This is a genomic window from Paenibacillus albidus (assembly GCF_014644435.1).
GTDB lineage: Bacteria > Bacillota > Bacilli > Paenibacillales > Paenibacillaceae > Paenibacillus_AQ > Paenibacillus_AQ albidus.
In genome coordinates, this window is record NZ_BMKR01000002.1 from 94,578 (window position 1) to 119,591 (window position 25,014).

Sequence of the window (25,014 nt, forward strand, 5' to 3'; positions counted from 1 at the left end):
ATAAAACATGGCAGCAGCCTGCTGATGGATGCGGGAAATGGTTTTACAGACTCCCCCCGCTAAACTATCTCCGCCTTCAATCGTTCCGGATTGGAAGCCCTTATAGAACCAGCTTTTCCGCTGCTCGGAGGTGCCGTGAGTGAAGCTGTCAGGAACAACATATCCTTGCGCTCTCTTTTGTATAGTATCATCTCCTACCGCACTTGCAGCGGTCAAAGCTTCATCCAGATCTCCTTCTTCGAGCAGGTTCATCCCTTGGGCATGATTGGCCCATACGCCTGCCAGATAATCGGCCTGCAGTTCAAACCGGACCTGGTATTTGTTATATTCGGTTTCACCAAGCTTCTGCCGCATGGCTGCAAGCTGCTCCGTTGTTCCCAGCAGTGTCTGCACATGATGGCCGACTTCATGCGCGATCACATAAGCCATGGCAAAGTCGCCGGGAGCCTGGAACTCCCGCTGAAGCTCATCATAAAAGCTTAGATCGATGTAGAGCTTCTGGTCTCCAGGGCAATAGAACGGCCCGACCGCTGATCCGGCAACACCGCAGGCTGACTGCACACTGTCAGTATAGAGCACAAGTGTCGGGTTCTCATATGTTTTATTCTGCCGGGCGAAGAGCTCCGACCAGACCTCTTCAGTATCGGCCAGCACTACGGATACAAATTCCGCCAGCTCTTTCTCCTCGGCGGCCTCGGTGTATGAGGTATTGGTTGAGGGTTCTGTTCCTGTTACGCTATTCAGCAGATCCCCCGGATTCCCGCCAAGCAGTGTCACAATCAGGAGGATGAGTATTCCGCCGATTCCACCGCCGACGATCGTCTTGCCTCCCCGGCCTCTGCGGTCTTCAACATTTGTGCTGCTTCTTCTGCCTTTCCATTTCATAGGCTGCCCTCCTTATCTAATTCATGAATCCTACCGTTTAAGTGCATATATAATCTGATACTTCGGGCTTCACTCCCCCGCTGCTTCGCCCCAGGTCTTAGGCTTCTCCGGGACGCCGGGGACAGCTTCAGCTTCAGTTCTTTATCCTCATTCCGAATATGTCCAATGGTCTGCCACTGCTGCCGGATGTTGTCCTTAAGCTGATTTTTGCGGAAACGGTCCAGCGCCACAGTGATGGGCTTCTTCTGAATTTCAATGACGCCGCGACCTCTGTCCAGCTGATTGGGATTGCGGACCGCCCAATATGTTGCGTAATCCGTCAGACTTTGGGCTGCAAGCCAAACCACAAACAGCAGCGTTAGAAAGACGTCGTACCTTGCAGCAAGGCTGTCCTTCTGAAAGATCAAATCCCGGAAAATCATCAGCTGGACAACTTCCAGGCCAAGGATAAGTGTATAGCCGATTCGGAAGATAGCCAGCGGCAACGCAGGCTCCTGAGTGTCATACAACCTTTTTCTGATACGGCTCCACATTCTGAGCTCCCCCTTCCGGTTATTGCTTCCTGATGCTCAGCATGGAGTCAATTAGTTTTCATTAACCGTTTCAGGTCGAGACAAACCCAGTACAGCTTATACCCGGGTGACAAAAAAACAAAACCAGCCTGTCTCCGGAAAGCAGGAGCTGGCTGGTTTCTAGTGTTTTTAGCTTACTTATAAGTGTTGTGTTCATTTTCCTTGAATTTGGCGTTACGGCCGATCATTTTTTTGCGGCGGTCATTTTCCTTTTGCTCCATCTGCTGGGCCTGATGACTGTTGACAGGCGCCTGCTCCAGATCTTTGACGGTGTTTATCAAGTTTTTATCGGGCTTGGACGTATGTTCCATGGTGTCCCCTCCTTCTGCAGCCTGGTTTCACTGCACGTTCCCTCTTATATTGCGCAGACGGGCCTGTCTTATGCATATATAGCGTTTCTAGGTATGAGACGGCCGGCAGCTCAAGTCCATAATCAGCGGTTGACTTGGGCCCGGCAACCACTCGTCACCGGGACCGGCTGTGCAAGGAAGCGGACTCAGGTGCTCTTATTTGAGGCAACGAAGGGTGTTGTCCTTTTATACGGACACAGGTGCTCTTATTGTATGATCTCTAGCCCAAAATGGGGGGCAATGGATCATTTAGCGGATCCTGAGTCCGTTTGACCAGAAAAATGAGCTGATTTCGCGAAATAACGTCTCTCCGGTCCGCAAGTCTGTCAATAGCTTATTTTGAGGTAGCGCCTCAATCTATATAGTCTTTTTCACCATTTTACGCCGGTCATAGGCAACGTAGATCATCAGTAGACTTAGGAGCCCACAAATCATATACATAAAAGAGTAGGAGGTAAAATCAGCGACCGGTCCCATAATCATCCCGCCTAACGAAACGCCCAAATCAGCCATGGCTATAAATAAGCCGATTAACACATTCCGGTCCGAAGGTGGCAGGACAAAGGATAAATAGGTCGTCAGCGTTGGATACAGCACAGCCTGAGCGATTCCCATTTGAATGGCGCCTAAATAAAAAAATGTTGCCCCTCCTGTTATGGAAAAGCTTACACAACCCGCTGCCATGGCCAGGAGCAGCATCGTCCCCATCATTAAGGAAGAACGCCATTTCCCGTCTGACGGTATTTTTTTACTCAGACCCAGACGCGTGAGCACAACAACCGCCGCCTGTATGGCCAGATAAATCCCCGCATTGCCGTGCTTTAACTGATGAGCATACAATGGGACGAAAGCTGTGACCGCTCCAAACACAATAGAAGCAGTCAACATCAATATACTGCTTTTACACAGAAACGGATTCTTGACCAGTTGGGCCAGCGAGTGAAACAGCCTGGTGCTGTGTCCGGCATTGTCCGGAACCGGGTGCTCCTTCCGTTCTTCCATTTTGACACTATAGCCAAACAGGCAGGTTACGATCGCCACACTTACCATAAGGACGCTAAAGGAATCCATGCCCCCTGTCTGCCACAGACCCAGCGCCAGAACAGGGCCGACGATGCCGGGAATATAAGTGAACAAGGAATAGAACGAGATTCCCTGGGAACGCTCCTTCTCCGGCAAGGCGTCAATAATGCCGATCTGCAGGGCCATGGAGAAAAATGCGGTACAGACCCCTTGTAACATCCGGGCGGCCACATAACCCCATAGCCCGGTAATCGTATACAGGATAAGTGCAAAGCCGTTGATCACCAGGATCAGACGCAGCACTTTAATCGGCCCTTGCTTGTGTACGATATGGCCTGCCCAGGGCCGGAAAAACATCGTTGTGAACATGTACGCTCCCATCATCAAACCAATGGTTGTACTGCTGGCTCCAAGTGATTCCCCCCGCAGCGGGATGATTACATTCAGAATGGCATTGGCGCTAAAGTACAATAAAGCGAGCATATACAAACGCAAAAAAGGCCAAGACATCGCTAAACCCACAACTTCTCTCCCCCCGCTTGATTAGAACGTAATTAACGAATTCAATAATTTTCGGGCATAAGGTGACTGGACGTCTTTGAGCCGCTGTGCCTCAACCGTTTCTTCGATCTGCCCATCCCTGAAAATAATGATCCTGTCACAGATATAGGCTGCTGCCTGCAGATCATGCGTGATGAAGATATAACTCATGTTGTACAGTTCCTTTAATTCTTTCAACAGCTTCAGCACTTGAATTTGTACCGATACATCCAAGGAGCTCACCGCTTCGTCCAGCACGATACACTCAGGTTCCGTTGATATTGCTCTTGCAATGCACACCCGTTGAGCCTCTCCCCCCGATAACTCATGTGCATGTTTGCTCATATATGAAGGATTCAATCCTACCTGATTCAATAAAAGCTCCACTTTGCTCCGGTCTTCTGCCCGGGATTTCCGCTGAGCCGTTATAGGCTCCAGAATAGCCTCTTCCACCGTAAAATATGGATTAATAGAAGAGGTATAATCCTGGAACACGGCGCTAAGATGGCCTAATCTAACTGTTCTGTGAAGCACATTTTCCCCGTTCAACCGTACCGTGCCCCGATCCGGCTTTTCAATGCCCAACACCAGGCGCCCCAGCGTTGATTTACCGCTTCCGCTTTCTCCGATGATGCCCAGACATTCGCCGCTTCCGCATTCAAAGCTGATATTTCTTAAGATGTTTTGCCTTTCCTTGGCGAAGAAACCGCCTGTTTTATAGGATTTTACAATCCCCTCGACTTTCAGCACATGTTATCCTCCTGCATCATCATATTGAAATTAGCGCCCAGCTCCCTTCGGGTAGATACCAAATACCGGGTATAGGGATGCTGCGCTTCGGAAAATACGGCTTGAGTCGTTCCGCTTTCGACAATCTCACCGTGCCGCATAACCAAAACTTCATCGGCTATCTTTTGGACTACCCCCAGGTCGTGCGAAACAAACAGCATGGAACAGCCTGTACTCTCCCGCAAGCCCATCAATTGCTCCACCACCTCAAACTGTGAGATGGTATCCAGCGCCGTTGTTGGTTCATCCGCGATAATGATGTCGGGTGAAAGTACGAGTGCCAGGGCAATCATCAAACGCTGCAGCATTCCACCCGATAGCTGGTAAGGGTATTTATTCAACAGCTCCATAGGATGTTTCAGCAAAACCCGTTCCATGGCTTTGGTCATTTTCTCTTCAATCTCACTTTTGCTCCAGCCAAAATGTTCACGGAGTGTCTCTTTGCAATGAACGCCCACCACGGAAGAAGGATCAAAGGCACGCATCCCGTTTTGCAGAATCATGCCAATATTCCGCCCTCTTCGCTTGCGCATTTCTTTGTCCGAGAGTTGATTCAGGTATTCTCCTTTAAATACAATCTCCCCGGATTGCTGAATCCCGGGTTTATTCAATCTCATCAAGGATCTGCAGGTGACAGATTTCCCGCTTCCGCTCTCCCCTACAATCGCGAGGCATTGTCCCGCTTTCAGTTGAAAGCTGCTGTTATGGATAATTACGTTATGGCTTTTTTGATCCCATACCTTTAAATGCCTAACCTCCAGCATATTCATAAGTTGATTTCTCCACCTCATTTGTCCGAAGCTTTTTTGACGAGGTTCTTAATTGGGGGTCGAGCGCGACCTGAAGTCCATCAGCCAAAAAGTTAAAAGCCGATACTACAATAACAATCGCCAGACCGGGGGCCAGCATAAGCTCAGGCCGGGTGAACATAACCCCTCTCGCTTCATTCAGCATCATTCCCCACTCGGCATTTGGAGCCTGTATACCCAGTCCCAAAAAGGAAAGTCCCGATATTTGCAGAATCATCGAACACATCGAACCGCTGGCAATGACCGCGATGTCGGATAAGGTTACGGGTATGATATGTTTGGTTATAATTTTGAAATGGCTGATTCCGCAAGCTTGGGCAAACTTCACATAGTCCATCTCAGAATACTGCATCACAGAGGTGCGGATCACCCGGGCAAACCAGGCCCATTTCATGACTACAAAAGCAATCATAATGTTTGTCAGACCCGCACCCAGGATGCCAACAACCGCCAAGGTCATCACATATCCCGGAAAGGAAAGCATGACATCGCAAAGTCTCATAATCACGGTGTCTGCTTTACCCTTGAAATATCCTGCTATAAAACCGGCAACACTTCCAATCCCCACAGATATCCCGAGTGCTACTAATACCCACAACATACTGGGACGAATGCCATAAATCAAACGGGATAATACACTTCTTCCCAAATGATCATTGCCCAGCAAGTATTCCCATGAGGGGCCCGCATACCGCAGCTTCATATTCACTTCGTTTGGATCATGTGGCGCAAATACGGGTGCACATATGCCTACCAGGATGATTGCAACGGCAATAATCAAAGACAGGCTGGCCAGCTTGTCTTTACTTAGATTGTGAACGATTCTCATCAGAACTCCTTTCTCAATTTGGGGTTGAGTGCAGCATTGATAATATCTGACACGGTATTGAACAGCACAAAAGCCACAGCCAATATCAGCACATACGCCTGGATAATCGGAAAATCTCTGCTCAAGATGGATTTGACACTCAGCCTTCCGAGACCGGGCCACGCAAACACATTCTCAATGACTACGGTGCTGCCGAGTATAATGGGAATCGACATACAGAATATAGAGACGGCAACCTGCAGCGAATTCCGTAAAATATGGAGCGTGATCTTCTTCTCGCTCAAGCCGCTGGCTCTTCCGTACAGCACATAGTCTTCATTCAATTGGTTCAGCATGGAGCTTCTGACATTCCGGAAATATATCCCGATGTATCCCACGGATATAACGGTAACCGGGAGAATATAACTGGCATATGACTCCATCCCGCTTGTAGGCAGCAGATCCAGTTTGACTGAGAAATACCAGATCATAATTGAGGCAAGCCAGTAAGACGGCAAGGCTGTCAGCAGAAAGGACATTCCTCTTATCGACTGATCCACCAATGTACCTTCCCGCAGGGCACAGTTAACACCCAATACGATGGACAGGACAATAATAGCCGCAGAGGAGACCAGAGTGAGCTTCAAGGTATTCAGAAATGCCGGACCTATTAATGACCACACTGATTCCCCGGTAACGTAGGAGTCTCCAAAGTCCAACTGCAGACAGGCCAGCAGCCAATCGGTATATTGATTCAAAAATGGTTTGTTCAGCCCCAGTGCTTCCCGTGTCTGTGCAATTAATTCCTCAGTGATTTGCGGAACCTCTTGCGCCCGCAATACCACTTCTGCCGGGTCCATGGGAGACAGGTTGATTAGGATAAAGGTCAGAAACGAAATGACGAACAACAATGGAATCGAGAGAATTAATTTTTTAACCATGTAGAGCCCCATACAATCTCCTTTTAGATCAAAATTTCATTTGTTCAAACGGCAGCTCATATTGAGTTTGTTTGAATGAAACTCCTTGCAGATTTTTTGGAGCAATCACCGTGACACTCCCGTTTGTCAGGGGAATAAACACGGCTTCGTCATGGACAATACGCATGATGTCGGCGTACAGCACCTTTCGTGACTCTTCATCCGTGGATACCATTACATCGTTAATCTTGCTGTAAAGTTCTTCTTTTTGCGCAATTCCGCTTGTCGTATGTTTATAAGCAGATTCGCTGGTGAAGGCAGTGATGGTACTCTGCGGATCATAGGCAAGTCCCCAGGTCTGATTGAACAGCAGATCATAATCTCCGGTTGCTCTCCGGTTGGCAATAGAAGCGGATTCTTCACCTATAATCTCCAGCTGCATACCAACCTCTTTCACCGCATCCTGAATGAATTCGGCCTGGATTTTCTGGGAAGAGGAATTACTGTCATAATACAATTTCATCGACAGCGGTTTGCCTCCCTTGGATCTGATCCCACCGTCATTCCCGGGTTTCCAGCCTGCGCTTTCCAGCAAATCGCCCGCCTTCCCCACATCATAAGCCCGTTCCTTCAAGCTGACATTCGCATAATTGACATTGGATGAGAACAGGGCAAACGCAGCGGTCTCCGTGCCATCAGAAATTACACTGCTGATCGTTTCCCGGTCAATGGCATGCCAAAAGGCTTCACGAACTGCGGTCTCACTGGCCGGACTGTCCGCTTTGCTGCTGTTGGCCACGATCATTTTGGTATTCATGGCTGCACTTCGGACCAGCTGATAATCACCTGAATCCACCAGCTGTCTCATTGCTGCAACATCAATGCTGTCCGCACCGCGATCATCGGTAAACACAAAATTAACTTCTCCTTTTTGCAAAGCCAATAAAGTGGTTTCCCCTGCAGGCAGCACCTTTGCGGTGATTTGCCGGATGGAAGGTGCTCCGCCCCAATAATCTTCATTTGCTGTAAAGGTAGCATATTGATCAACCTTATGCTCCGTAAGCTTATACGGACCTGTGCCGTGGTATCCGTTCACGCCATCTTTGGTTCTCCCATCCTTGAAATCTTTTGGAGACAGGAAGACATAAGGTCTGGTCATGGACAATTCAACCAAAGCCAGGTAATAGGGTTCGGATAAAGTTAATTTGACGGTATATTCATCTACGGCCTCTACACTTTTAATTTTGGCGGATAACTTGATCCAGCTGTGTTTTTCGGCATTGCTTTGCACGGCGGTTATATTTTGTACCACCGCTTCTGCATTAAAAGGCTCTCCATCGTGGAATTTCACGCCTTTTCTTAAATGAAAGGTATAAGTCTTTCCATCCCCGGCAATGTCCCAGGATTCGGCAAGCAAAGGTTTGATCCCGTCTACGGTGTTCTCCACCAGTGATTCATACACCATTCCTTGAGCGGGCATAGACCCTGTGTACAAATGGGGATTCATATCATTGATATCTTTGGCGGAAGCATAGATGAGTTCAGATTTGACCTCATTTTTGGCTGAACCGGTATCCGTCTGACCAGTCCCAGGGGTTTGACCACAACCCGCCAGAAGCATGATAGACAACATAAACACCAATACATTTGCAACTCTTTTATTCACAATATTCCCTCCTGAATCTATAACTTCATTACACCCGGATTCTTTCAATCTCACTGCATACCCTGCTCAAATGTTCCTCAAAACTTTGAACCGTGAACGCATCAGACAATAACTTGCCTTCGTTGAGCCGGGCAACGGCTTTAATTTTGTTCTCATAGGTTTGAGCAAATTTATCAAGGGTGGGGCAATCCACTTCCAAGTATTTGGCAATGCCCTGGATCATTTTTATGCGGTAATAATCCTCCTTGGGCATCCTGGGAATATCCAGGCAGCCTTCATTGTTGATGAACATGGCCCGGATCGGAACCGCTGAAAAGTCAAAATACTTCCCCTCCTGATCCGGCTGTGAAAAAGGGTCAATGAGTAGAGAGGTATACCTTATATATAGCAAATACTCCTGGTGAATCCTCTCCAGCTGACTGAAGCTTTCGATGTCCTGCCGTGACAAGCTTTCGGGCCGCACCGGATAATTATCATCCGTCATGAATTGAAGCAGGTTCAACCGTTGTATACTTAACTTATCTGTAATATCCATAATTTCATTCCATTGAGCCAGCATATCGCGGATTACCTCTTGTGTAATGGGACCCTCGGGGTACAGTTTGTATACATATCTCGGGATGTCCGTCTCTTCAAAAATTGCACTTAATGCGTAATCGTTCATAAACAATGGCGGATGAACATAAAGCGAAATATTTCTGGTCTCTGCCTCAAAGGGTGATTCCATCACGTTCAGAGCAATACCTGAATGTTTCATAACCTCGTTTAACCTGTTCAGATGACCGGAAGAGGGATGTGTGGAGCCAAGGCAGATCTTATTTTTGACCCCTGTTGTAATGACATGGTTGGACACCCTGCCGTGCATCCACCTCGTATCACCGTAATAGGTAGAGAAGCTGATGACTTCTACAGCCGGATTCACACTGCGCATATAATGGCGGACCAGGCTACCCGACCCGAAAGTCGGAGAAATCAGCACCATACAGTTCACGTTCTGTAGAAGCTTGTCATTGATCTGCTGCAAGACCTCAATATAGGCATCTGTCGTAACCGCAAAAATCAGAGTATCCCAATTCCCTTCTATCGTTTCATACCCCTGAAAAACCTGATCTATCCTGCACGCTCCTGCCATAACGCGATGCTGCTCATTTTGAATGCTGGCATGGATCAAGCCCTCATTTTGCTCAAGTGAGCAAAAAAAATCAGCAGAGCGGACCGATTTTCTCCCGGCAATGCCCAGCTGGCACTTCAGATGCTTTTTGAAGGTTACCGCCAGCTGAACAGACGCAGGACCGGTTCCCAGAAGTAAAATACGTTGGAAATGATTCATAAACAGCCTCCTTTGATCTAACCCGTCAGCTATATTGCTGCTTTCTTGTACAAGGCTATGTCAAACAAATCATGCGGACGCAGAATGTTATCGACCAAACTCCAGGTTCGGGAACCAACCTCCCTCATTGGATAATTAAACAGAGACTTGAGTCCGTCGCCATATCTCATGGACACTACAATGTCCTTATTCGTCAAAGGATATAACTGTTCGAGCAGATCATATTTTTGGGCAACCGTTGAGCTGAAAATGATATGGGTCAAGTCGCGCACAATATCCAGCTCCTCCACCCGTGTCTGTTCCAAGCGGATGTTCAGTCCGGCTCCCAGCTTCTCCACAACCATCAATCCAAGAGCGATAGCCTCCTCATCAATATCTATACCTACAACCTCAGCTCCGGTTCGCTTCGCAATCAATAATGGGGTCATGGGGAAGGATCCCGAGCCGATCAATAACAGTTTGGAGTCCGACGTGATTTGGAAGCTGCCGAATTCCTTATCAATACACGCCTCTATATTTCTGAAGTAATCGGCTGTTTCGATTGCCCCGCTCTGCAGCTTCAAAGCACGATATTTCTCCATAATCGCCACGCACAGGGACGACAGTTTTCTTAATTCAACCACTATCGGATTTAGTGCCCGGGAACTTTCCGGTGCCATCCGCTCCCATGCAAGCTTGTTGTCTGCGTTTGTAACAAACTTTGAATAATCATCAATGACCTGCTCAAGCTCAGAGCAATGGCGTGGGGTCTGATCATATTTCCTTGCGAGTTCAACAAAGGTTGCCAGATAATGACTTAAAGCAACTTGAAAATCCACTGCGCTTCCCCTCCCTCGTTCTCAAATAAAAGCTTTGCCCTGCGCCACGATACCGACGGTTCCTTCAATTCTCAGAGCTGCCAGCTTTTCCTGAATACAATGGGCGGCCACATGAATCGTTCCGCCAGGCTGCCGGATCGGGGCCTCAAACTCTCCTTTGATTTGCCAGGCTCTATATGCGCCCAAGGAGGCAGTCCCTGAACCACACCCCCGTTCCCAGATCATGCTGTCCAGATGCGGAACATAAATTAGCGGTACCAGCTCCTCTGTACTGGATTTATATAACAGGACTCCAATCAGCTGGGAACCTAAAGTCACTCCAAGGAGTTTGGCCAGAAGCTGTGCTTGTTCTCTCACTTTGCGGTCAAAGTGATCCACCTCGATCACGATGTGAATAGAATCTTCATATCTCACGATAACAATATCGAGATCGTTGCCTTCGAAGTGGATGGATTTCTGTTCGATCTGCTTCGGCAACGGCATATTGATTTGGCAAAGATAATCATCACCGTCTGGCTTCACCTGGCACCGCACCAATTGATCTGTTCCCGAGACCTCCAACACCACCTCGGTTGCACCTTTTTCAGCAGCTAGAAAAGCGGCCAGAGCCATACAGGCGTTTCCGCAAAACTCGCCTCCGGCCATTCTTAATGCGGCATCGGCGGAATGGTGACCGGCAGGTTCAATAAAGCCGACTTGTTCAGCATATACGTTGTTATAAGACATAATCTTTGAAGCGATAGGTATGTACTCTTCGGCTGGATGTTTGGTGAATACAAGAATGGTCATATTTTGTGTTGGATTAAATTTTACAAAATCGATCTCCTGACTCATCACAACTCCCTCTATCCTATGGATTGGAATGTCGGCTGGGCACTTTTGAAATGATAATAGTAATCATTACTATTAAGGAACGAACAAAATATATCATACTCCTAAGAGCAGGTCAACAGATATTTCCATCTATAACTGCCGAATTTCCGGAAAAATAAACAGGATTCTTTTTACAATATGTCGAACATTAAAAATTGAAACATTTTCCTAAGGAGGATATAAAATGATTAGGATGTTGAACCAGGAAACAAGAGAACAGCTGATTTGGATGAATGAGCCGCCCGACTGGAAATTTACAGATGGAGATGGAATCGTGATTGAAGCGCCAATCGGGGCGGATTTCTTCAATGATCCGGCCGGAAAGCATATCAAGGCAACGGCTCCTTTTTTGCATACGGCAGTGCAGGATTCTTTCGAATTGACCGCACGGCTGACTGTGGACATGCAGAAACAATATGATTCCGGCTGCCTGATGCTAATGAAGGATGAGCGGAATTGGTGCAAGCTGTGTTTTGAATATAATGGTGAGGCTCCGACTATTGTCTCGGTGGTGACCAAAGATGGAATATCGGATGATTGCAACTCAGAAGAGGTCCGTGTGGAGCAGCCTTATCTGAGAATAAGCAAATCGGAGAACTGCGTTTCCTTCTATTATTCGGAAGACGGTGAGGCCTGGAAGCTGATTCGCTATTTTGGCATGTCCATTCCCGGCGGAGGCCGGGCAGGAATCGTAGCTCAATCTCCGCATGGCAACGGAAGTACGGTTCAATTTACCGAAGTACGGCTTACGGAACCGGATCAGCAAAGCCGGTTCTAAGTTATTCAAGCCAGACAAACAGACAACAAAAAAAGAAGCGTTCTCTACCGGGCGAGAGAACGCTTCTTCTTTATTGCACGCCTTCAATCAGCTATAACGGGAGATGATCGAATGCAATTGTCTGGACACAACATCTACGCCGCGGCGAAGCTCATTTCCAGTCAAGTTAACACGGATAAGGCTTTCATCCGTTCCCATCGCTTCGGCAAAAGCTCCGCGAAGTCCGCGGGCTTTGCGGTCTACCTGCATCACTAACTCCAGATCGTCACCCTGCGGAAAAAACATCACTTCAAGCTCATCAAGTGCCCCCCGAAACTCACGGGTTGGCACATATTCAAACTCTTGCACAAAAGGCAAACCTTTGCCCAGACGCGGAGCATGCTCATTCGTCACTTCACGCAACCTGAAGCCCAGTTCATCCAGCGCTCCTAATACAGTATTCATATTGTCGTTCGGCAGAATTTCCAGATAATCCTGATCCCCCGGATCCAGCGCCATCTTAATATCCAGTCCCGTCTTCAGCCATACCGGTGTCGAACGGTACGAAACAGGTGTACGTTCCGGAAGGGTAATTGTGAACGGGATTTCCCGCACCTCACCGGCTTTCAGCAGAATCCCCTTGGTAACCTCGAACCGGGTAATTTCCGCTTCGCGTTTTACCTTTCTGTCATTTTCCTCTTTCTCGTATTGAGTGTTCAAATAAAGATAAATTGCATCAATCTGCTGCTCTACCTGGCCTCCACGAATAGCCACCAGCCCGTGCAGCTTACCTCCAGCCACTGCCCTGGCATCTTCCAGGCGAGTGTCTACTGTAGCCGAGCCGATGCCGACACTGGCCATTACCTTTTTAAACATAGACATGTTCCGTTTTCCTCCTCCAGCATGATCATGATACAACTTGTTTTTTTGTTTCTGTCTGATATTACGCAGGATGGAAGCGCTCCGTTTCAATGAAAGTTGGCCTGCGAGTTCTCCCCGGTGTGCAAGCATATAGGATCAGTAATGATTTGCACTTTATCCCGGCTCACTTTCTCACTCGAATAAACTGACGATCCTTCCACTCGAACTCACCCCCCAAGTGAAATGTTGATAGCTGAAGCACAAGATCCAACTCTTTTTTGGGTGTATCCGTGAATCGTTCCCTACCGTGGGCCCAACTTGAATAAAGCTCTAACTCTTCTCCCAACTCCACATTACGATTCAGGTAATTGAACAACTCGGTTAGACACTTTTTGCTGGTCTGGTAGGATGTGGGGTGCGTTTGACTAATTTCTTCATTAATCATAAACGAACCGTTTTCAGGGCTCACTTGGTACACCAATGGATGACGGAAAACACGCGAGGAATCTTGATCAAGGATGGGCCCGGTTATATATAATCCGGCTGCATCTTCTTCCGTCTCGTAGACCTCAATAAGCCCGTCACCCTCTGGATATTTTTCCAGCAGTATTTGCATAGGGAGCTGATCCTTTGCGGAGGGATTCACTTCTGTCACGTATTGAAGCAGCGTCATTACTGTTTTCTTCTGTCCGAAAGAACCTGTCGGAAGCTCACGGCTTGCAGCTATATAGTAGAATTGGGTCACAGAAAATATCATCTCCTTTACTACTCAAAAAGCACGTAGGTATTACCTAAACCCACCATTTCTTTTAACGTTTTCCCAAGTGAATAGTGGTTTGGTGTATCTATCTTTATAACATCAAACTCTTCCTCCCTCACTTTTTTCATGATGATGTTTAATCCGTGTTCCGGCCAGCCTTAACATGTTTAAGCTGGGCAACAATAATGACGCTAATGATTACCAGAAGGAACCACGAACTGATCTTACTAAAACTAACCAGTTGCCAGGTTTGGTACTGATCAGGATATTTCCAGGCATTAAAAAAGGTAGCTATATTCTCGGCTAACCAGATGAAAAAACCTACTATGAAAAAAGCCAGTGTCAAGGGCATTCGATAAGTAATGTCCCGTACCCGGTATATGATCCATGTTCTCCAAAAGACAATGAGCACAAGCGCCGTCAGCCACCAGCGAAAATCAGGAATAAAATGATGTGTAAAAAAGTTCAGATAGATGGATCCTCCCAGTAATCCCGCAGAAGCAAGCCCCGGCCAGCCGGTCATATCCATCCTCAGTCTACGCCATATCTGACACATAAAGCTTGCGACACTTGCATACATAAATCCGCTATAGAGCGGTACACCGAGTACCTTCGTAAACCCCGGCTCAGGGTATGACCATGAACCCATCCTTACCTTGTATATTTCCAGCAACAAACCAATACAGTGAAATACACAGATCACTTTAATCTCATCACGTGTCTCTAATCCGCTGCGGTACATGAGGTACTGCACTGTAAGCAGTATAAAAAGAATGGCATCATAGCGGTAAATGAAAGGCACCTCTATTACACTAGAAAGAGCTAAAGTCCCGAAGATCGCAACAGGAAATATGCAACTCATCGCCTGATGATAGCCAAAATGCAGAAGTTGTATTATTGGTTTCAATGATGTTATCTCCTAACCGGGTAGCTTTAGTCTTTTCATTATAGAACCGATACCATCCATTTAATCCAATAAGCAGCTGGCTCCAGTAATACCTGTGCAAGAACAGTTCCAATTAGTCGAGAAACCATCAATAATCCAAAAACCTTACTAAGTGCAGAAACCTCTTTTTCTCCTCTAAGAACTTTATCAGTAATTAAACCAATTTGCGGATCAATGAGTATGGTGAGTAAAATAGTCGCCAGTCCGTTTATTAGACCAGAAGATTGTGATGCGGCAATCGAATATTCTGTTGTTAATGTTGAAGCAAGCAGCGCAGCTAACACCCCGATTGTATAGATTGCGGTTACCAAACAATTCAGAACCACGAGCCTTTTGGGTATGCCTCCAATCCTCAACCGCGACAGCATCGATAATTTGGGGAAGCGCAAATGATATCGTGCATTATTTATCTTTTGAAAAGAAACCGAAGAACGAATCATTTGTGGTATAGATCCTGCCACTTCTAAATGAGATATTACCCTCGAAGAGAGTAATACAGCTGATGGGAACAGTAATAAAGCTGTAAATGTCCCTAAGGTAGCAGCACCGATAATAATCCGAAACTGATCAACTAGAATGTAGTCTTCATTATGTTTTGCGAAGTGAAGAATTTTGCCGGTAAGTGGTGCCTGTACCATATTAGCTGTTCTTGAAATGAGCAGTATTATCCCCGATAAAGACAAGGCAACCGCCAATTTCCCTATACGTACCCCTGCTAAACGAAGAGAATATGTAAGCGTCTCAGTAAGATGAATAATAAAAGTGAATACAGATACAAGTAATACTTGCTCTAACATTCGGACACCTCACAACGTCATGATGATGGAGAATAAAGATATAATAGTCACTCTCACAACACCAAATGATCAAAATTAGTTATCGAATAACCGTCTTAGTAAAAGGATAAAGGGTAACAGCCTTTTGAAAAAGAGAATTTATTCTGTTTTTATTTCCTATTTTCGATCCACGTTGAGCGGTACTGCCCTTTAGTAAACAATCAGCCCTTTACTCGCTGCCTTTTTGCGGTTGCAAAAGGGCGTCGAAGATTTCCTTCTCCACTAACCGTAAGTTATCTTGTTCCTGTATGGTGTAAACCACACGTCCTGCATCTTCAGGAAGTTCCAAAATCGATCCTACTAACAACAACCGGGCCATCCCAAGCAGCCATTTCATGACTTATGGGACAGCCCCTATGTTATTCGATTTCCTTAAATTTAGGTCTTGGTAATTTCACTTAAGCTCACAATCCGCTCAGCAAATCAACATTCAGATAATTGGAACTCCCGAGCGAGCTGTCGAAGCCAAGCCGAATCGTATTGGAGCCTGCATTCAGCGGGACCGCAACCGTTACGGTTCCATAGGAGCTCCAGCCGGAAGTGGAACCAAACACCAGGTTGGAAGCCACAACAACGCCGTTTACTTTCACGTAACGGGAGGCATTCCCGGCTGCGGCAGCATAACGAAAAGTTACCGTTCTCGTCCCGGCTGTATTCTGATTCACATAGAAATCAATTGAGGTTCCGTCTGTATTCCACCCCCCCACATACCCTCTTCCGGTAAAGCCGGCATTGGTGCTCTCGTTAATCATCCCGCCCCCGCCTATCAGCGTACGGCGTGCATTCTCCGCTTCATAGGCACCGTTGCCGGCAATATATCCACTATAGCCATCCGCCGGCACAAGCTGCAGAATAGATACGCCCGCAGCTGCGGCAAGACTTTGCACATAGCCGGAGCCTGTGGGGCGAAGCCAGTCGCTGCCGATGATATTGTCGCTGGTGCGGCGATGATTCCAGGCCTGGGTTGCATTTTGCTGGAGAAAGCTTAAATACTGCGCTTGCCCGCCTTTCTCGCGTAAACGGTTCAGATTGCGGAGGAAGATCATTTTAAAACCTGCCGCATCATTTTCGCCTTCGTACATGATCGTTTGAGCGGATACCATTTTGTTGACCACGTATTCGGCCGCAGAATTGGCATCCGTCAGATACGAAGCGGTTCCGGTTGCTTCATAGAGGGATACAGCCGCCCCCAGAAAGGTCCCGTAATTATAGGTGAAATCCCAGTCTTTGATAATCCCGCTGCCGGCACCCTCAATATGATCGTTAATCTTGCTGCCATTAACCAGCGTCGACTTCGTCCAATTATATATCTGGGTGGCCTTGGTCAGATAGGCAAGATCATTGTAGGCATCGCGAAGCTTGACCGCAGTCATGATCATGGGGGCGTTGGTCGCCATATTTTTCTGGGCATTGGCCTGGCCCGGGGTGTGGGCGTCGCTTCTCCACCAGATCCCTCCCCCGTAACTGGTATCCCATTCCGCATAGATCTCGTTGAACAGGAAAGTTCCCCGGTTTAGATATTCTGTCGTCCCCGTCAATTCATAGGCCCTCAAACAGGCCAGCGCCCACCAGCCCAGGTCGTCATTGAACGGGTTGGCCATCATATCGGGATATTTGGCGTTAAAGCCTGCGTACACATCGTCGATCATTGTTCGGTAAGCCGGGCTCCCGGTACGTTCATAGGCATCCATCACCGTCTCCCAGAGCTGCGCTTCCCACCAGAAATCGGTATACAGGCCGCCGTCAGGTCCATGTGCATGTTCCGGATGAATTTGATGATCGCTGTTGACATAAAAGTATTTGGCTGCCGGATCATAGAACACGTTGACCAAAGCCGTCATGGCCGCATCCGCATCTGATTCGGTAAAAGCCTGGGCTTTGTGATTCGCAGCCGGGTATAACAGAGACAGGGTCAGCAAACATGCGAAGGCCGTTAAGATCCTTTTTTTCCAAGTGAACACAGTCATTTCCCCTCTCGACTAACTTAATTGGACACTTTCAGATGATCCAGATTCAGCCAGTTATTGCTTCCTTTACCGGCATCATAAATCAGGGATATCGTATTGCTGCCGCTGTTTAGGGTAACATTGGGAATGGTTACGGTGGAATAAGAATTCCAGCTGCCTGTTCCGTTAAAAACGGCGTTATTGACAACTCCTGTACCGTTTACGTAAAGATAACGCCCTGCGCTGCCCGCTCCTCCCGAATAACGGAAGGTGAGATTATACACACCGGCTGTGTCTGTAATGACATTGAAATCCACCCATTTGCCGCCGGCATTCCAGCCGGAGAGGTATCCGGTTCCCGTATACCCGGAATGTGTCGATTCTGTAGATAGGGAATGCAGCACCGCTGCTTCCGCTTCGTAGGTGGTGTCGGTTTCGAGAAGCTGAAAGGTCATATTGTCCGCCTGGCTGTAAGTCCACTGAATGAATTCGCCGCCGCTGATGAGTGAGTTGTCCGCTACATTCAATGATTTGCCGGAAAGCTTGTTGATGATTTTATAGTAACCCTGGCCAATCCCTTCGATCTGCCACTGATCGTTGCCCGTTGTGCCATATACCCATTGCAGCACCTTTGCTCCGTCCGAGGTAGAACCATTCTCTACAGCCAATGCTTTCCCGCTTTTCACATTGATGATTTTGTAGAATCCGCCGCTGGTCGCTTTGACGATCCATTTGTCATTCTGCGCAATACCATAATCCCATTGTAGAACCTTGGCTCCGTTAGCGGTGGAAGAAGCCTCCACAGCTGCTGACAACCCGGTTGATTTAGGAATGATGCGGTAGGTTTTACCGGAAACAACCGGGCTGGTGGCGGCTTCCGTACCGGTCAGCTTCAGCATAACCGTTCCATGCGCCGGAACAGTTGCCGAATAACTGCCGGTAAAGGTCCCGAGATCCGCTTTTTGCCACAAATCCCTGACAGCAACAGAGGAACCCAGTCCGAGGCTCGTAAAATTGACACTCATCGTGGAGGGCGATTCTGAGCGGTTAAACAGCACAACGGCTCGCGTTCCCGTTGTTTGCAGAATTTTGGAATACACTTGACGTCCATCCACATCACTGACCAGCACTCCCTGTCTGCCAAGCGGGTCCTGATCCACGGCGATCACTTCCGGATTCATCAGCGTCTCCCGGGTAAATGCTGTCATGTTGGAGAGGTTGTTCCCGGCAATAAGCGGTGCCGCCATGATGGCCCACATAGAGAAATGCGAACGATATTCCGTATCCGTCATCCCCTCGCCGAAGACCGCTCCGTTGCCGTAGTTGCCGACCATCAGCATATCGGGGTCATTCCACTTGCCCGGTCCTGCGAAGTTCGCCAGCGGATAATTCTGATCGATAATCCAGGTAACTCTTTGCCAGAAGTCAAAGATGTCGTCTGTCGTTCTCCACAGGTTGCCCGTATCGGCTCCCCACACCCAGGGTTTGTTGATTCCCCAGTTGCAGATACTGTACAAGATATCCCGTCCTGAGTTTTCCAGCGCATCCCTTATGATGGTATACCGCGTCTCCGGGTCCATCCCCCGGTTGTCGCACCAGTCTACCTTGACATAGTCCACGTCCCAGGAAGCGAAGGTATTCGCATCCTGCACCTCGTAACCATACATCCCCGGTCTTCCGGCACAGGTGGTATAACCCGCATCGGTATAAAGTCCAAACAACAGTCCCTTCCCGTGAATATAATCCGCCAGCGCTTTCATTCCGCCCGGAAATTTAACCGGATCGGCGATAATCTCTCCGTCCGCAGTCCGGCCCGTCTGCCAGCAGTCATCTATAACGACATATTTATAGCCGGCATCCTTCATGCCGCTGCTGACCAATAAGTCTGCGGCCTGTTTGATTTTGTCCTCATCCACATTGCAGGCATAGAAATTCCAGCTGTTCCAGCCCATCGGCGGCGTCAGCGCGAGTCCATTGTCCAAAGCGGCAGCACGGGGCGCGGACAAGCCGCCCATCAGCGGCAGCGCGATTAGTAACGCCAGCAAATACCGAAACGCAACGCCAACCCGATTGCTTAACTTTTCCCCCATACAATCATCTCCCTGGATTCGTTTCCAAAGCCTTTTAAAGATGGAGGGCTGCCGCCCCTTCAAGCAACATCAGGCCGCTAAGCTGAATACTGAGCTGGATCGGTGTTTCCGGCTGTTGCTCCCAGGAGGGCCCGCAGAGTCCCAACTCAGCGTCGATCCCCTGCTCCCACAGGCAGGCGGCATTGGCCAGAATAACCTCACGAACCCGCTGCTGCTCCGGAAATTGCTGCCCTAACTGTACCAGGTAGCGGATCAAAATGCCTTTAAACAACCCCGTGTCGTCAATCCCTTCATCGGGGAGCATCAGGGATTCCGGGTGACACAGGCGAGCGCAACAGGCCTCTGCGGTGCGGATGGCGTCTTGTGCGTATTGCGGCTCCATTGTCACGCGGTACAACTCCAGACCCGCACCCAGGAATACCCCTTGACAGTAAGTGAATTCCCAGTCGTAATCAATCCGGCCATCGCCAAGACGGTTGATCCCGTCCCACACGAACCCGGTTGCAGGATCTACCAGATGTTTTTTGTTCCAGGCGTAAATGCGCACCGCCCATTCCAGATCCTCCTCTTCCCGGAATAACCCGTATAAACGGGCCGCCAGTATGGCGGCTGGGGCATTCGCCGGTGTGTTTTTGTAATCGGTCTGATCCTTCTTCCAGGCCATCCCTCCCCCGTAGTGATCATTCCAGGCCGTTCGGATATCTGCCCACAGTTCCTGCACGGCTTCTTTGTATTCCTCTTCTCCTGTTGCCAGGTAAGCCCTCAGAAAGGCAAGTGCCGTCCATTCCATATCATCATAATAATTGTGCAGGAAGGTCCCGCCGTTATAGGCCCGCAGGCTGCGGCTAAGGCTGCGGATTCGCTCTGCATAGACCGGGTCCTGAGTTCGTTCATAGGCATCCACTAGAACATCGATAACATGGGCTTGCCACCAATAGTAGAAATTATCATCTTTGGTGATGAAATCCCGGGGATACCACTGATTCATAATTCCGGTCTCTTCGTTAAAATAATTCCGCCAAAGACAGCGCTGGAACCAGTCGGCACGCGAATGCCACGGTTCTCCCGGCATTGCCTCAATCGGTTGTTCCATGAAGTTCACCTCTCATTGGTTGGAGTGCTCTTATTCCTGGTCATGCGTCCAATACGGCCATCCGCTCCAGTAGCTTGAGGGCACTTAGCTGGCTGCTCAGCGGAATAATATCGCCGGGCGCCTTCGTCCAGTCTGTTCCGAACAATGCCTGCTCCGGCGATTTCCCCCTGTCCCATAGGACCGACGCATTCTTGTGGAGAAAAGCGGCCGCCTCCCCGTTTTCCGCATGAGCTGCGGCCAATTCACCTGCGTACCGGACCAGAATTCCTTTGAACAGGCCTGCATCCCCGGCCCCCTCATCCGGCAGTGTGCCCCCAGGCGGAACTGCAAACTCCCGGGCCGCTACCTCAAAAGTCCGCCCAGCTTCATCCAGATAGGCCGGATCCTGCGTAATCCGGTACAGTTCAATCGCTGCGCCTATATAAACACCCTGATTATAGGTATACTTCCAGTCGGTATCGATCTGCCCATCCCCGGTACGGTTCATCCCATCCCAGACAAACCCCGTCTTCGGGTCTACCAAATGCTCCTTTTGCCAGTTGTAAATCTTATGGGCCCATTCCAAATCCTGCGTGTCACCAAAAGCCTGATACAGGCGTGCCGCAAGAATAACGGCTGGTGCATTGGCCGGGGTGTTCTTGTAATCCAGCTGCGATTTCTGCCAGGCAATGCCGCCGCCCATGTGGCTGTTCCAGCCGGTTCGGATATCCTTCCACAGTACAAGTGTGGTCTGTTTGTAAAGTTCCTCACCCGTAGCCTGGTAAGCACGGAGCCAAGCCAGAGCCATCCACTCCATATCATCATAAAGCCCGTTTTGCCATACGCCACCGTTGCGGCGAAGAAGTCCTTCATGCAATGCGGCCAGACGCTTCGAATAACGGCTGTTTGTTGTCCGCAGCAGTCCATCCACCAGGACATCCACGGCGTGCGCCATCCACCAGTAATGAAATATAGTGTTGCAGTCCCCGCCTGGACAAGGTGTCTCTATGTTGTACATCCCAAGCGCTTCATTCCAGAACATTGAATCCAGCGCCTCCTGCGCCTCGTCCGCTCGTTCCTTCCATCGTTCAAGCTCCAATTGCTCCATTTGCTTTCCTCTCTTTCGTTCTGGTCTGCGCCAATTTTCGTTTACCCTTTGATTCCGCTGAACGCGATACCCTGGACAAAATAACGCTGAAGTGCCAAAAACAATACCAGAATCGGCAAAATCGCCACCAGCGCACCGGCCATCATCGGCCCATAATCGGTCTGGAAGTTATAGGAGAACGCCTGCAGGCCCATCTGAATGGTCGCCTTATCCGGATCATTCAGCACGATCATAGGCCATAAAAAGCTGTTCCAGCCTGCCTGAAAGGTAAAGATACTTAGCGTAGCCAATGCCGGTTTAGTCAGCGGCAGATAAATCCGCCAAAAGATCATAAATTCACCGCAGCCCTCAATCCGTGCCATTTCCAGCATATCGCTGGGCAACGTCTGAAAAAATTGCCGCATAAAAAACACAGCGAAGGTCCCCGAAGCACCGGGCAGAATGATGCCCCAGAAGGAGTTCATCAGGCCGTTGCCGCCGCTGCCAAAGATATCATTGCCGCCGATGAGGGGAAGATGCCGCATGACGAACACCGTCGGGATCATGGTTACCACCCCGGGAATCATCATGGCTGCCAGCAGCACGCGGAACACCGGTTTGTTCAGCCTGAACTTCAGCTTCGCAAAGGCATACCCGCTGAGCGAGCCAAAAAACAAATTGGCTAATACGCCGGAGACGGCCAGAACCAGTGAATTCCAGAAATACAAGGCAAACGGTACCGTCGTAAATGCCTTGCGGTAATGTTCAAAGTTCAGCTGGCTCGGAAACCACCGGATCGGCATTGCAAAGATCTCATCATTGGGTTTGAGTGAGGTGAGCACACTCCAGTAGAACGGCAGAAACATTACTATTGCAATAAGGGTACATCCTATATAAAAAATGGATTTGCTTAAGCCCCGCTTCAATGCGGAATCGCCATTAACGCCCATTCCCGTTGAACCTCCTTTTCCTGATCAGGCCTCTCTATACAATAGGCTCTTCCGCTTTGGTGATCCGCATATTTATAAGCGAGAAGATCAGAATCGCCACGGCAAGCACAAAGGCCTGCGCCGAAGCATAGCCCATTTGCAGCTGATTGAAACCCTGCTGATAGATCAGATAGACCGGTGTCTTGGTCACATTGGCCGGTCCGCCCTGTGTGAGTACAAATGCCTGGTCGAACAGCTGCAGTGCCCCGATAATGGCCATCGTGCTCACCAGGAAAGTAGTCGGACGCAGCTGCGGCCAGGTAATATACCGGAAGCAATCCAGTTTGTTCGCCCCGTCCAGCCGCGCCGATTCATACAGATAATCGGGGACGCCCTGCAGGCCGGCCAAATAAATGATCATATTGGAGCCTACCGATTGCCACAGCGTAAGCATCACTATCGACAGCATCGCCGTCCGCGTCTCGGACAGCCAGGCCGGCCCGGTAATTCCTACGTAGGACAGCAGCCCGTTTACCAGGCCATATTCGGGATGCAGCAGCCAGATCCATACGGTAGCCGCAGCCACCGCCGAGGTAAGTGTAGGCAGGTAATACAAGGTCCGGAACCATTTGACCCCGCGCCACGCCCGGTTCAACAATGTGGCCAGCAGGAGCGAGATTAGAATATTCAGCGGAACAAAAATAACGGCATACAAAAATACATTTCGGAACGTTTTCCACAGCAGGTCATCTTCGATCAAACGCCGGTAGTTGTCAAAACCGATCCAGTCGTTTCTGCTCAGCACATCGTAATTGGTAAAGCTTAAATATAAGGCCATGATTACGGGAATGACTGTGAATACGGCAAACAGGAGCACTGTAGGCGTAATGAACAAATAAGCCATTTTCGCCTGGTGTTTCTCCAATTTTCTGATGGAAGCCATGTAGTTCCCCCCTCTTTTGTCCGGCTAAGTACTAGGATGACAAGGAGGCGAACCTCCCTGTCACCAAGAAGCGGTTACTTCACAACCTCGTTGTCCTTGAGCATCTTGTCTCCCTGTTCCTGGGCTTTCTTCAGCGTCTCTTCGATACTCTGTTTGTTCTGCTGGTGCAGTTGAAGGTTCGGTGCCAACGCGTCGGTCTCCATTACGGAGTACCCCGGATGGCTGGGACGGATCTTGGCGAATTCAAGCGTATCCAGGAACGGCTTCCACTGGGGATCATCCTGAAAGAACGGGTCCTCCATAGAAGGCTTGAACCCCGGCAGGTTGAGACTGGTTTTAGCCCACAGCAAGGCATTATCCTTGTTGGCTGTCCACCATTTGATGAATTCCCAAGCTTCATCATGATGTTTGGAGCCTTCCGGGATGACCAGCCCGAAGCCGCCCATTACACTGGCTTTGTCACCGTTCGGACCGGCCGGAGGCGGAACGATGCCGTATTCCAGGTCTTTACCGTATTTGTTGTAGGTGCTGAGCATCCACGGGCCCGAATAGAGCATCGCGACTTTGCCGGTTACAAAAGCATCCTGGCCTTCACCAAGACCCAGCTCAAAACCAACCTTGTATACCTTGTTTTTGTTCATCAACCGCTCCCAGAACTCCAGCACCTGCTTCCCCTGCTCATTGTTGAAGTTAGTTTTGCCGTCCTCCGTGAGCATTGTGCCGCCTGCCTGCTGCAGATACATATTGAACAGTCCCAGATCCGCCATGGAGAAGCCCGCCACCTCAAGCTTGTCGCCATTCCACTTGGTCAGCTTCGCCGCTGCCGCCTCCAGCTCATCCCAGGTCTTGGGCGGCTGAAGCCCGGCTTCAGCCAGCAGCTTTTTATTGTAGAAAAGGGCACGGGCATCTACCGTAAGCGGGAGCCCGTATAATTTATCGTTGTAGGAAAGCTCTTTTAGTGATTCGCTGTAGAAATCATCTTTGGTGATCCCGTCACGCGCCAGATATTCATCCACAGGGTGCAATACATTTTTGGGTGCATAAAGGGAAGTACGCCAGCGGTCCCAGAACAGCACATCTGGAGCTCCTCCGCTGGTGGCTGCAGTCAGAAACTTGGTGATCATATCCTGCTGGAGCACATATTTGACATGGATTTTATCTTGCGATTGATTAAAAGCATCCACCATGGTTTGGAACTGCTTCTGGCCTTCGCCGCCCCAATCTCCCCAAAAGACGAGCTCTGTCTTCTTCCCTGTAGTTCCTCCGCTGCCTGCTTCACTGTTCGGGCTTGTATCGCCATTCCCCGAACTTCCGCCGCAGCCCGATGCCAAAGCCGCGGTCATCACCAGCGACAGCGATGTAATCAACCATTTTTTCATGTTGTTATCCCCCCAGAACATAATT

Annotated in this window: 24 protein-coding genes and 1 pseudogene; 1 reads left to right on the plus strand and 24 read right to left on the minus strand. The window is 49.0% G+C overall.

Annotation, left to right across the window (positions count from 1 at the left end):
* Positions 1-57: 57 nt before the first annotated feature.
* The 12 genes and pseudogenes from ypfJ to IEY53_RS02195 form a co-directional block, all read right to left on the minus strand.
* Positions 58-885 (minus strand): annotated as a pseudogene (gene ypfJ, locus IEY53_RS02140) (KPN_02809 family neutral zinc metallopeptidase); the annotation flags it as partial.
* The gene (locus tag IEY53_RS02145) at positions 882-1,418 is read right to left on the minus strand and encodes a hypothetical protein (RefSeq protein WP_189021962.1); all 537 of its coding nucleotides are present in this window, start codon (positions 1,416-1,418) and stop codon (positions 882-884) included. The gene IEY53_RS02145 and the pseudogene ypfJ, both read right to left, overlap by 4 nt.
* 173 nt (positions 1,419-1,591) lie before the next feature.
* A complete protein-coding gene (locus IEY53_RS02150; protein ID WP_189021963.1) occupies positions 1,592-1,768 on the minus strand; it encodes a hypothetical protein in 177 nt (58 codons plus the stop codon).
* A 396-nt stretch (positions 1,769-2,164) separates the two neighbouring features.
* Complete coding sequence (gene cntE / locus IEY53_RS02155; protein ID WP_189021964.1) at positions 2,165-3,352, minus strand: staphylopine family metallophore export MFS transporter CntE; 1,188 nt, start codon at positions 3,350-3,352, stop codon at positions 2,165-2,167.
* A gap of 21 nt (positions 3,353-3,373) precedes the next feature.
* Positions 3,374-4,120, minus strand: a complete 747-nt coding sequence (locus IEY53_RS02160; RefSeq protein WP_189021965.1) for an ABC transporter ATP-binding protein — start codon at positions 4,118-4,120, stop codon at positions 3,374-3,376.
* Positions 4,114-4,929: a staphylopine uptake ABC transporter ATP-binding protein CntD gene (cntD, locus tag IEY53_RS02165; protein WP_189021966.1), complete on the minus strand. Its 816-nt coding sequence runs from the start codon at positions 4,927-4,929 to the stop codon at positions 4,114-4,116. The genes IEY53_RS02160 and cntD overlap by 7 nt, the downstream gene beginning before the upstream one ends.
* Positions 4,910-5,797: a staphylopine uptake ABC transporter permease subunit CntC gene (cntC, locus tag IEY53_RS02170; RefSeq protein WP_189021967.1), complete on the minus strand. Its 888-nt coding sequence runs from the start codon at positions 5,795-5,797 to the stop codon at positions 4,910-4,912. The genes cntD and cntC overlap by 20 nt, the downstream gene beginning before the upstream one ends.
* Complete coding sequence (gene opp1B / locus IEY53_RS02175; RefSeq protein WP_189021968.1) at positions 5,797-6,729, minus strand: nickel/cobalt ABC transporter permease; 933 nt, start codon at positions 6,727-6,729, stop codon at positions 5,797-5,799. The genes cntC and opp1B overlap by 1 nt, the downstream gene beginning before the upstream one ends.
* A gap of 16 nt (positions 6,730-6,745) precedes the next feature.
* Positions 6,746-8,365, minus strand: a complete 1,620-nt coding sequence (gene cntA / locus IEY53_RS02180; RefSeq protein WP_444544123.1) for a staphylopine-dependent metal ABC transporter substrate-binding lipoprotein — start codon at positions 8,363-8,365, stop codon at positions 6,746-6,748.
* Positions 8,366-8,390: 25 nt separating this feature from the next.
* On the minus strand, positions 8,391-9,692 hold the full coding sequence (locus tag IEY53_RS02185) for an opine metallophore biosynthesis dehydrogenase (RefSeq protein WP_189021969.1): 1,302 nt from the start codon (positions 9,690-9,692) through the stop codon (positions 8,391-8,393).
* Between the two features lie 29 nt (positions 9,693-9,721).
* A complete protein-coding gene (locus IEY53_RS02190) occupies positions 9,722-10,510 on the minus strand; it encodes a class I SAM-dependent methyltransferase (protein ID WP_189021970.1) in 789 nt (262 codons plus the stop codon).
* Positions 10,511-10,531: 21 nt separating this feature from the next.
* The gene (locus IEY53_RS02195; RefSeq protein ID WP_189021971.1) at positions 10,532-11,344 is read right to left on the minus strand and encodes a histidine racemase CntK family protein; all 813 of its coding nucleotides are present in this window, start codon (positions 11,342-11,344) and stop codon (positions 10,532-10,534) included.
* Positions 11,345-11,567: 223 nt separating this feature from the next.
* Between IEY53_RS02195 and IEY53_RS02200 the strand changes: the two genes are divergently transcribed.
* A complete protein-coding gene (locus IEY53_RS02200; RefSeq protein WP_189021972.1) occupies positions 11,568-12,161 on the plus strand; it encodes a DUF1349 domain-containing protein in 594 nt (197 codons plus the stop codon).
* Positions 12,162-12,248: 87 nt separating this feature from the next.
* Here IEY53_RS02200 and IEY53_RS02205 read toward each other — a convergent pair whose 3' ends face one another.
* The 12 genes from IEY53_RS02205 to IEY53_RS02260 form a co-directional block, all read right to left on the minus strand.
* The gene (locus IEY53_RS02205; RefSeq protein WP_189021973.1) at positions 12,249-13,022 is read right to left on the minus strand and encodes a sporulation protein; all 774 of its coding nucleotides are present in this window, start codon (positions 13,020-13,022) and stop codon (positions 12,249-12,251) included.
* A 163-nt stretch (positions 13,023-13,185) separates the two neighbouring features.
* A complete protein-coding gene (locus IEY53_RS02210) occupies positions 13,186-13,746 on the minus strand; it encodes a hypothetical protein (RefSeq protein WP_189021974.1) in 561 nt (186 codons plus the stop codon).
* 151 nt (positions 13,747-13,897) lie between these two features.
* Positions 13,898-14,668: a DUF817 domain-containing protein gene (locus IEY53_RS02215; RefSeq protein ID WP_189021975.1), complete on the minus strand. Its 771-nt coding sequence runs from the start codon at positions 14,666-14,668 to the stop codon at positions 13,898-13,900.
* A 38-nt stretch (positions 14,669-14,706) separates the two neighbouring features.
* The gene (locus IEY53_RS02220) at positions 14,707-15,504 is read right to left on the minus strand and encodes a lipid II flippase Amj family protein (protein ID WP_189021976.1); all 798 of its coding nucleotides are present in this window, start codon (positions 15,502-15,504) and stop codon (positions 14,707-14,709) included.
* Between the two features lie 208 nt (positions 15,505-15,712).
* Positions 15,713-15,880: a hypothetical protein gene (locus IEY53_RS02225; protein ID WP_189021977.1), complete on the minus strand. Its 168-nt coding sequence runs from the start codon at positions 15,878-15,880 to the stop codon at positions 15,713-15,715.
* 67 nt (positions 15,881-15,947) lie between these two features.
* The gene (locus tag IEY53_RS02230) at positions 15,948-17,504 is read right to left on the minus strand and encodes a glycoside hydrolase family 76 protein (RefSeq protein ID WP_189021978.1); all 1,557 of its coding nucleotides are present in this window, start codon (positions 17,502-17,504) and stop codon (positions 15,948-15,950) included.
* Between the two features lie 23 nt (positions 17,505-17,527).
* Positions 17,528-19,579: an RICIN domain-containing protein gene (locus tag IEY53_RS02235; protein ID WP_189021979.1), complete on the minus strand. Its 2,052-nt coding sequence runs from the start codon at positions 19,577-19,579 to the stop codon at positions 17,528-17,530.
* A 34-nt stretch (positions 19,580-19,613) separates the two neighbouring features.
* Positions 19,614-20,672, minus strand: a complete 1,059-nt coding sequence (locus IEY53_RS02240; protein ID WP_229695928.1) for a glycoside hydrolase family 76 protein — start codon at positions 20,670-20,672, stop codon at positions 19,614-19,616.
* Between the two features lie 40 nt (positions 20,673-20,712).
* Positions 20,713-21,759 (minus strand): glycoside hydrolase family 76 protein, encoded by a 1,047-nt coding sequence (locus tag IEY53_RS02245; protein ID WP_189021980.1) that lies wholly within the window; start codon positions 21,757-21,759, stop codon positions 20,713-20,715.
* A 41-nt stretch (positions 21,760-21,800) separates the two neighbouring features.
* A complete protein-coding gene (locus IEY53_RS02250) occupies positions 21,801-22,688 on the minus strand; it encodes a carbohydrate ABC transporter permease (RefSeq protein ID WP_189021981.1) in 888 nt (295 codons plus the stop codon).
* A 34-nt stretch (positions 22,689-22,722) separates the two neighbouring features.
* Complete coding sequence (locus tag IEY53_RS02255; protein ID WP_189021982.1) at positions 22,723-23,610, minus strand: carbohydrate ABC transporter permease; 888 nt, start codon at positions 23,608-23,610, stop codon at positions 22,723-22,725.
* A gap of 74 nt (positions 23,611-23,684) precedes the next feature.
* A complete protein-coding gene (locus IEY53_RS02260; RefSeq protein ID WP_189021983.1) occupies positions 23,685-24,989 on the minus strand; it encodes an ABC transporter substrate-binding protein in 1,305 nt (434 codons plus the stop codon).
* Positions 24,990-25,014 lie beyond the last annotated feature (25 nt).

Excerpts from the sequence above, each read along its gene's own strand:
- IEY53_RS02145 (WP_189021962.1), bottom strand. The coding sequence starts at position 1,418 with ATGTGGAGCCGTATCAGAAAAAGGTTGTATGACACTCAGGAGCCTGCG.
- IEY53_RS02150 (WP_189021963.1), bottom strand. The coding sequence starts at position 1,768 with ATGGAACATACGTCCAAGCCCGATAAAAACTTGATAAACACCGTCAAA.
- cntD (WP_189021966.1), bottom strand. The coding sequence starts at position 4,929 with ATGAATATGCTGGAGGTTAGGCATTTAAAGGTATGGGATCAAAAAAGC.
- cntC (WP_189021967.1), bottom strand. The coding sequence starts at position 5,797 with ATGAGAATCGTTCACAATCTAAGTAAAGACAAGCTGGCCAGCCTGTCT.
- opp1B (WP_189021968.1), bottom strand. The coding sequence starts at position 6,729 with ATGGGGCTCTACATGGTTAAAAAATTAATTCTCTCGATTCCATTGTTG.
- IEY53_RS02185 (WP_189021969.1), bottom strand. The coding sequence starts at position 9,692 with ATGAATCATTTCCAACGTATTTTACTTCTGGGAACCGGTCCTGCGTCT.
- IEY53_RS02195 (WP_189021971.1), bottom strand. The coding sequence starts at position 11,344 with ATGAGTCAGGAGATCGATTTTGTAAAATTTAATCCAACACAAAATATG.
- IEY53_RS02200 (WP_189021972.1), top strand. The coding sequence starts at position 11,568 with ATGATTAGGATGTTGAACCAGGAAACAAGAGAACAGCTGATTTGGATG.
- IEY53_RS02205 (WP_189021973.1), bottom strand. The coding sequence starts at position 13,022 with ATGTCTATGTTTAAAAAGGTAATGGCCAGTGTCGGCATCGGCTCGGCT.
- IEY53_RS02220 (WP_189021976.1), bottom strand. The coding sequence starts at position 15,504 with ATGTTAGAGCAAGTATTACTTGTATCTGTATTCACTTTTATTATTCAT.
- IEY53_RS02225 (WP_189021977.1), bottom strand. The coding sequence starts at position 15,880 with ATGAAATGGCTGCTTGGGATGGCCCGGTTGTTGTTAGTAGGATCGATT.
- IEY53_RS02235 (WP_189021979.1), bottom strand. The coding sequence starts at position 19,579 with ATGGGGGAAAAGTTAAGCAATCGGGTTGGCGTTGCGTTTCGGTATTTG.
- IEY53_RS02240 (WP_229695928.1), bottom strand. The coding sequence starts at position 20,672 with ATGGAACAACCGATTGAGGCAATGCCGGGAGAACCGTGGCATTCGCGT.
- IEY53_RS02245 (WP_189021980.1), bottom strand. The coding sequence starts at position 21,759 with ATGGAGCAATTGGAGCTTGAACGATGGAAGGAACGAGCGGACGAGGCG.
- IEY53_RS02250 (WP_189021981.1), bottom strand. The coding sequence starts at position 22,688 with ATGGGCGTTAATGGCGATTCCGCATTGAAGCGGGGCTTAAGCAAATCC.
- IEY53_RS02255 (WP_189021982.1), bottom strand. The coding sequence starts at position 23,610 with ATGGCTTCCATCAGAAAATTGGAGAAACACCAGGCGAAAATGGCTTAT.
- IEY53_RS02260 (WP_189021983.1), bottom strand. The coding sequence starts at position 24,989 with ATGAAAAAATGGTTGATTACATCGCTGTCGCTGGTGATGACCGCGGCT.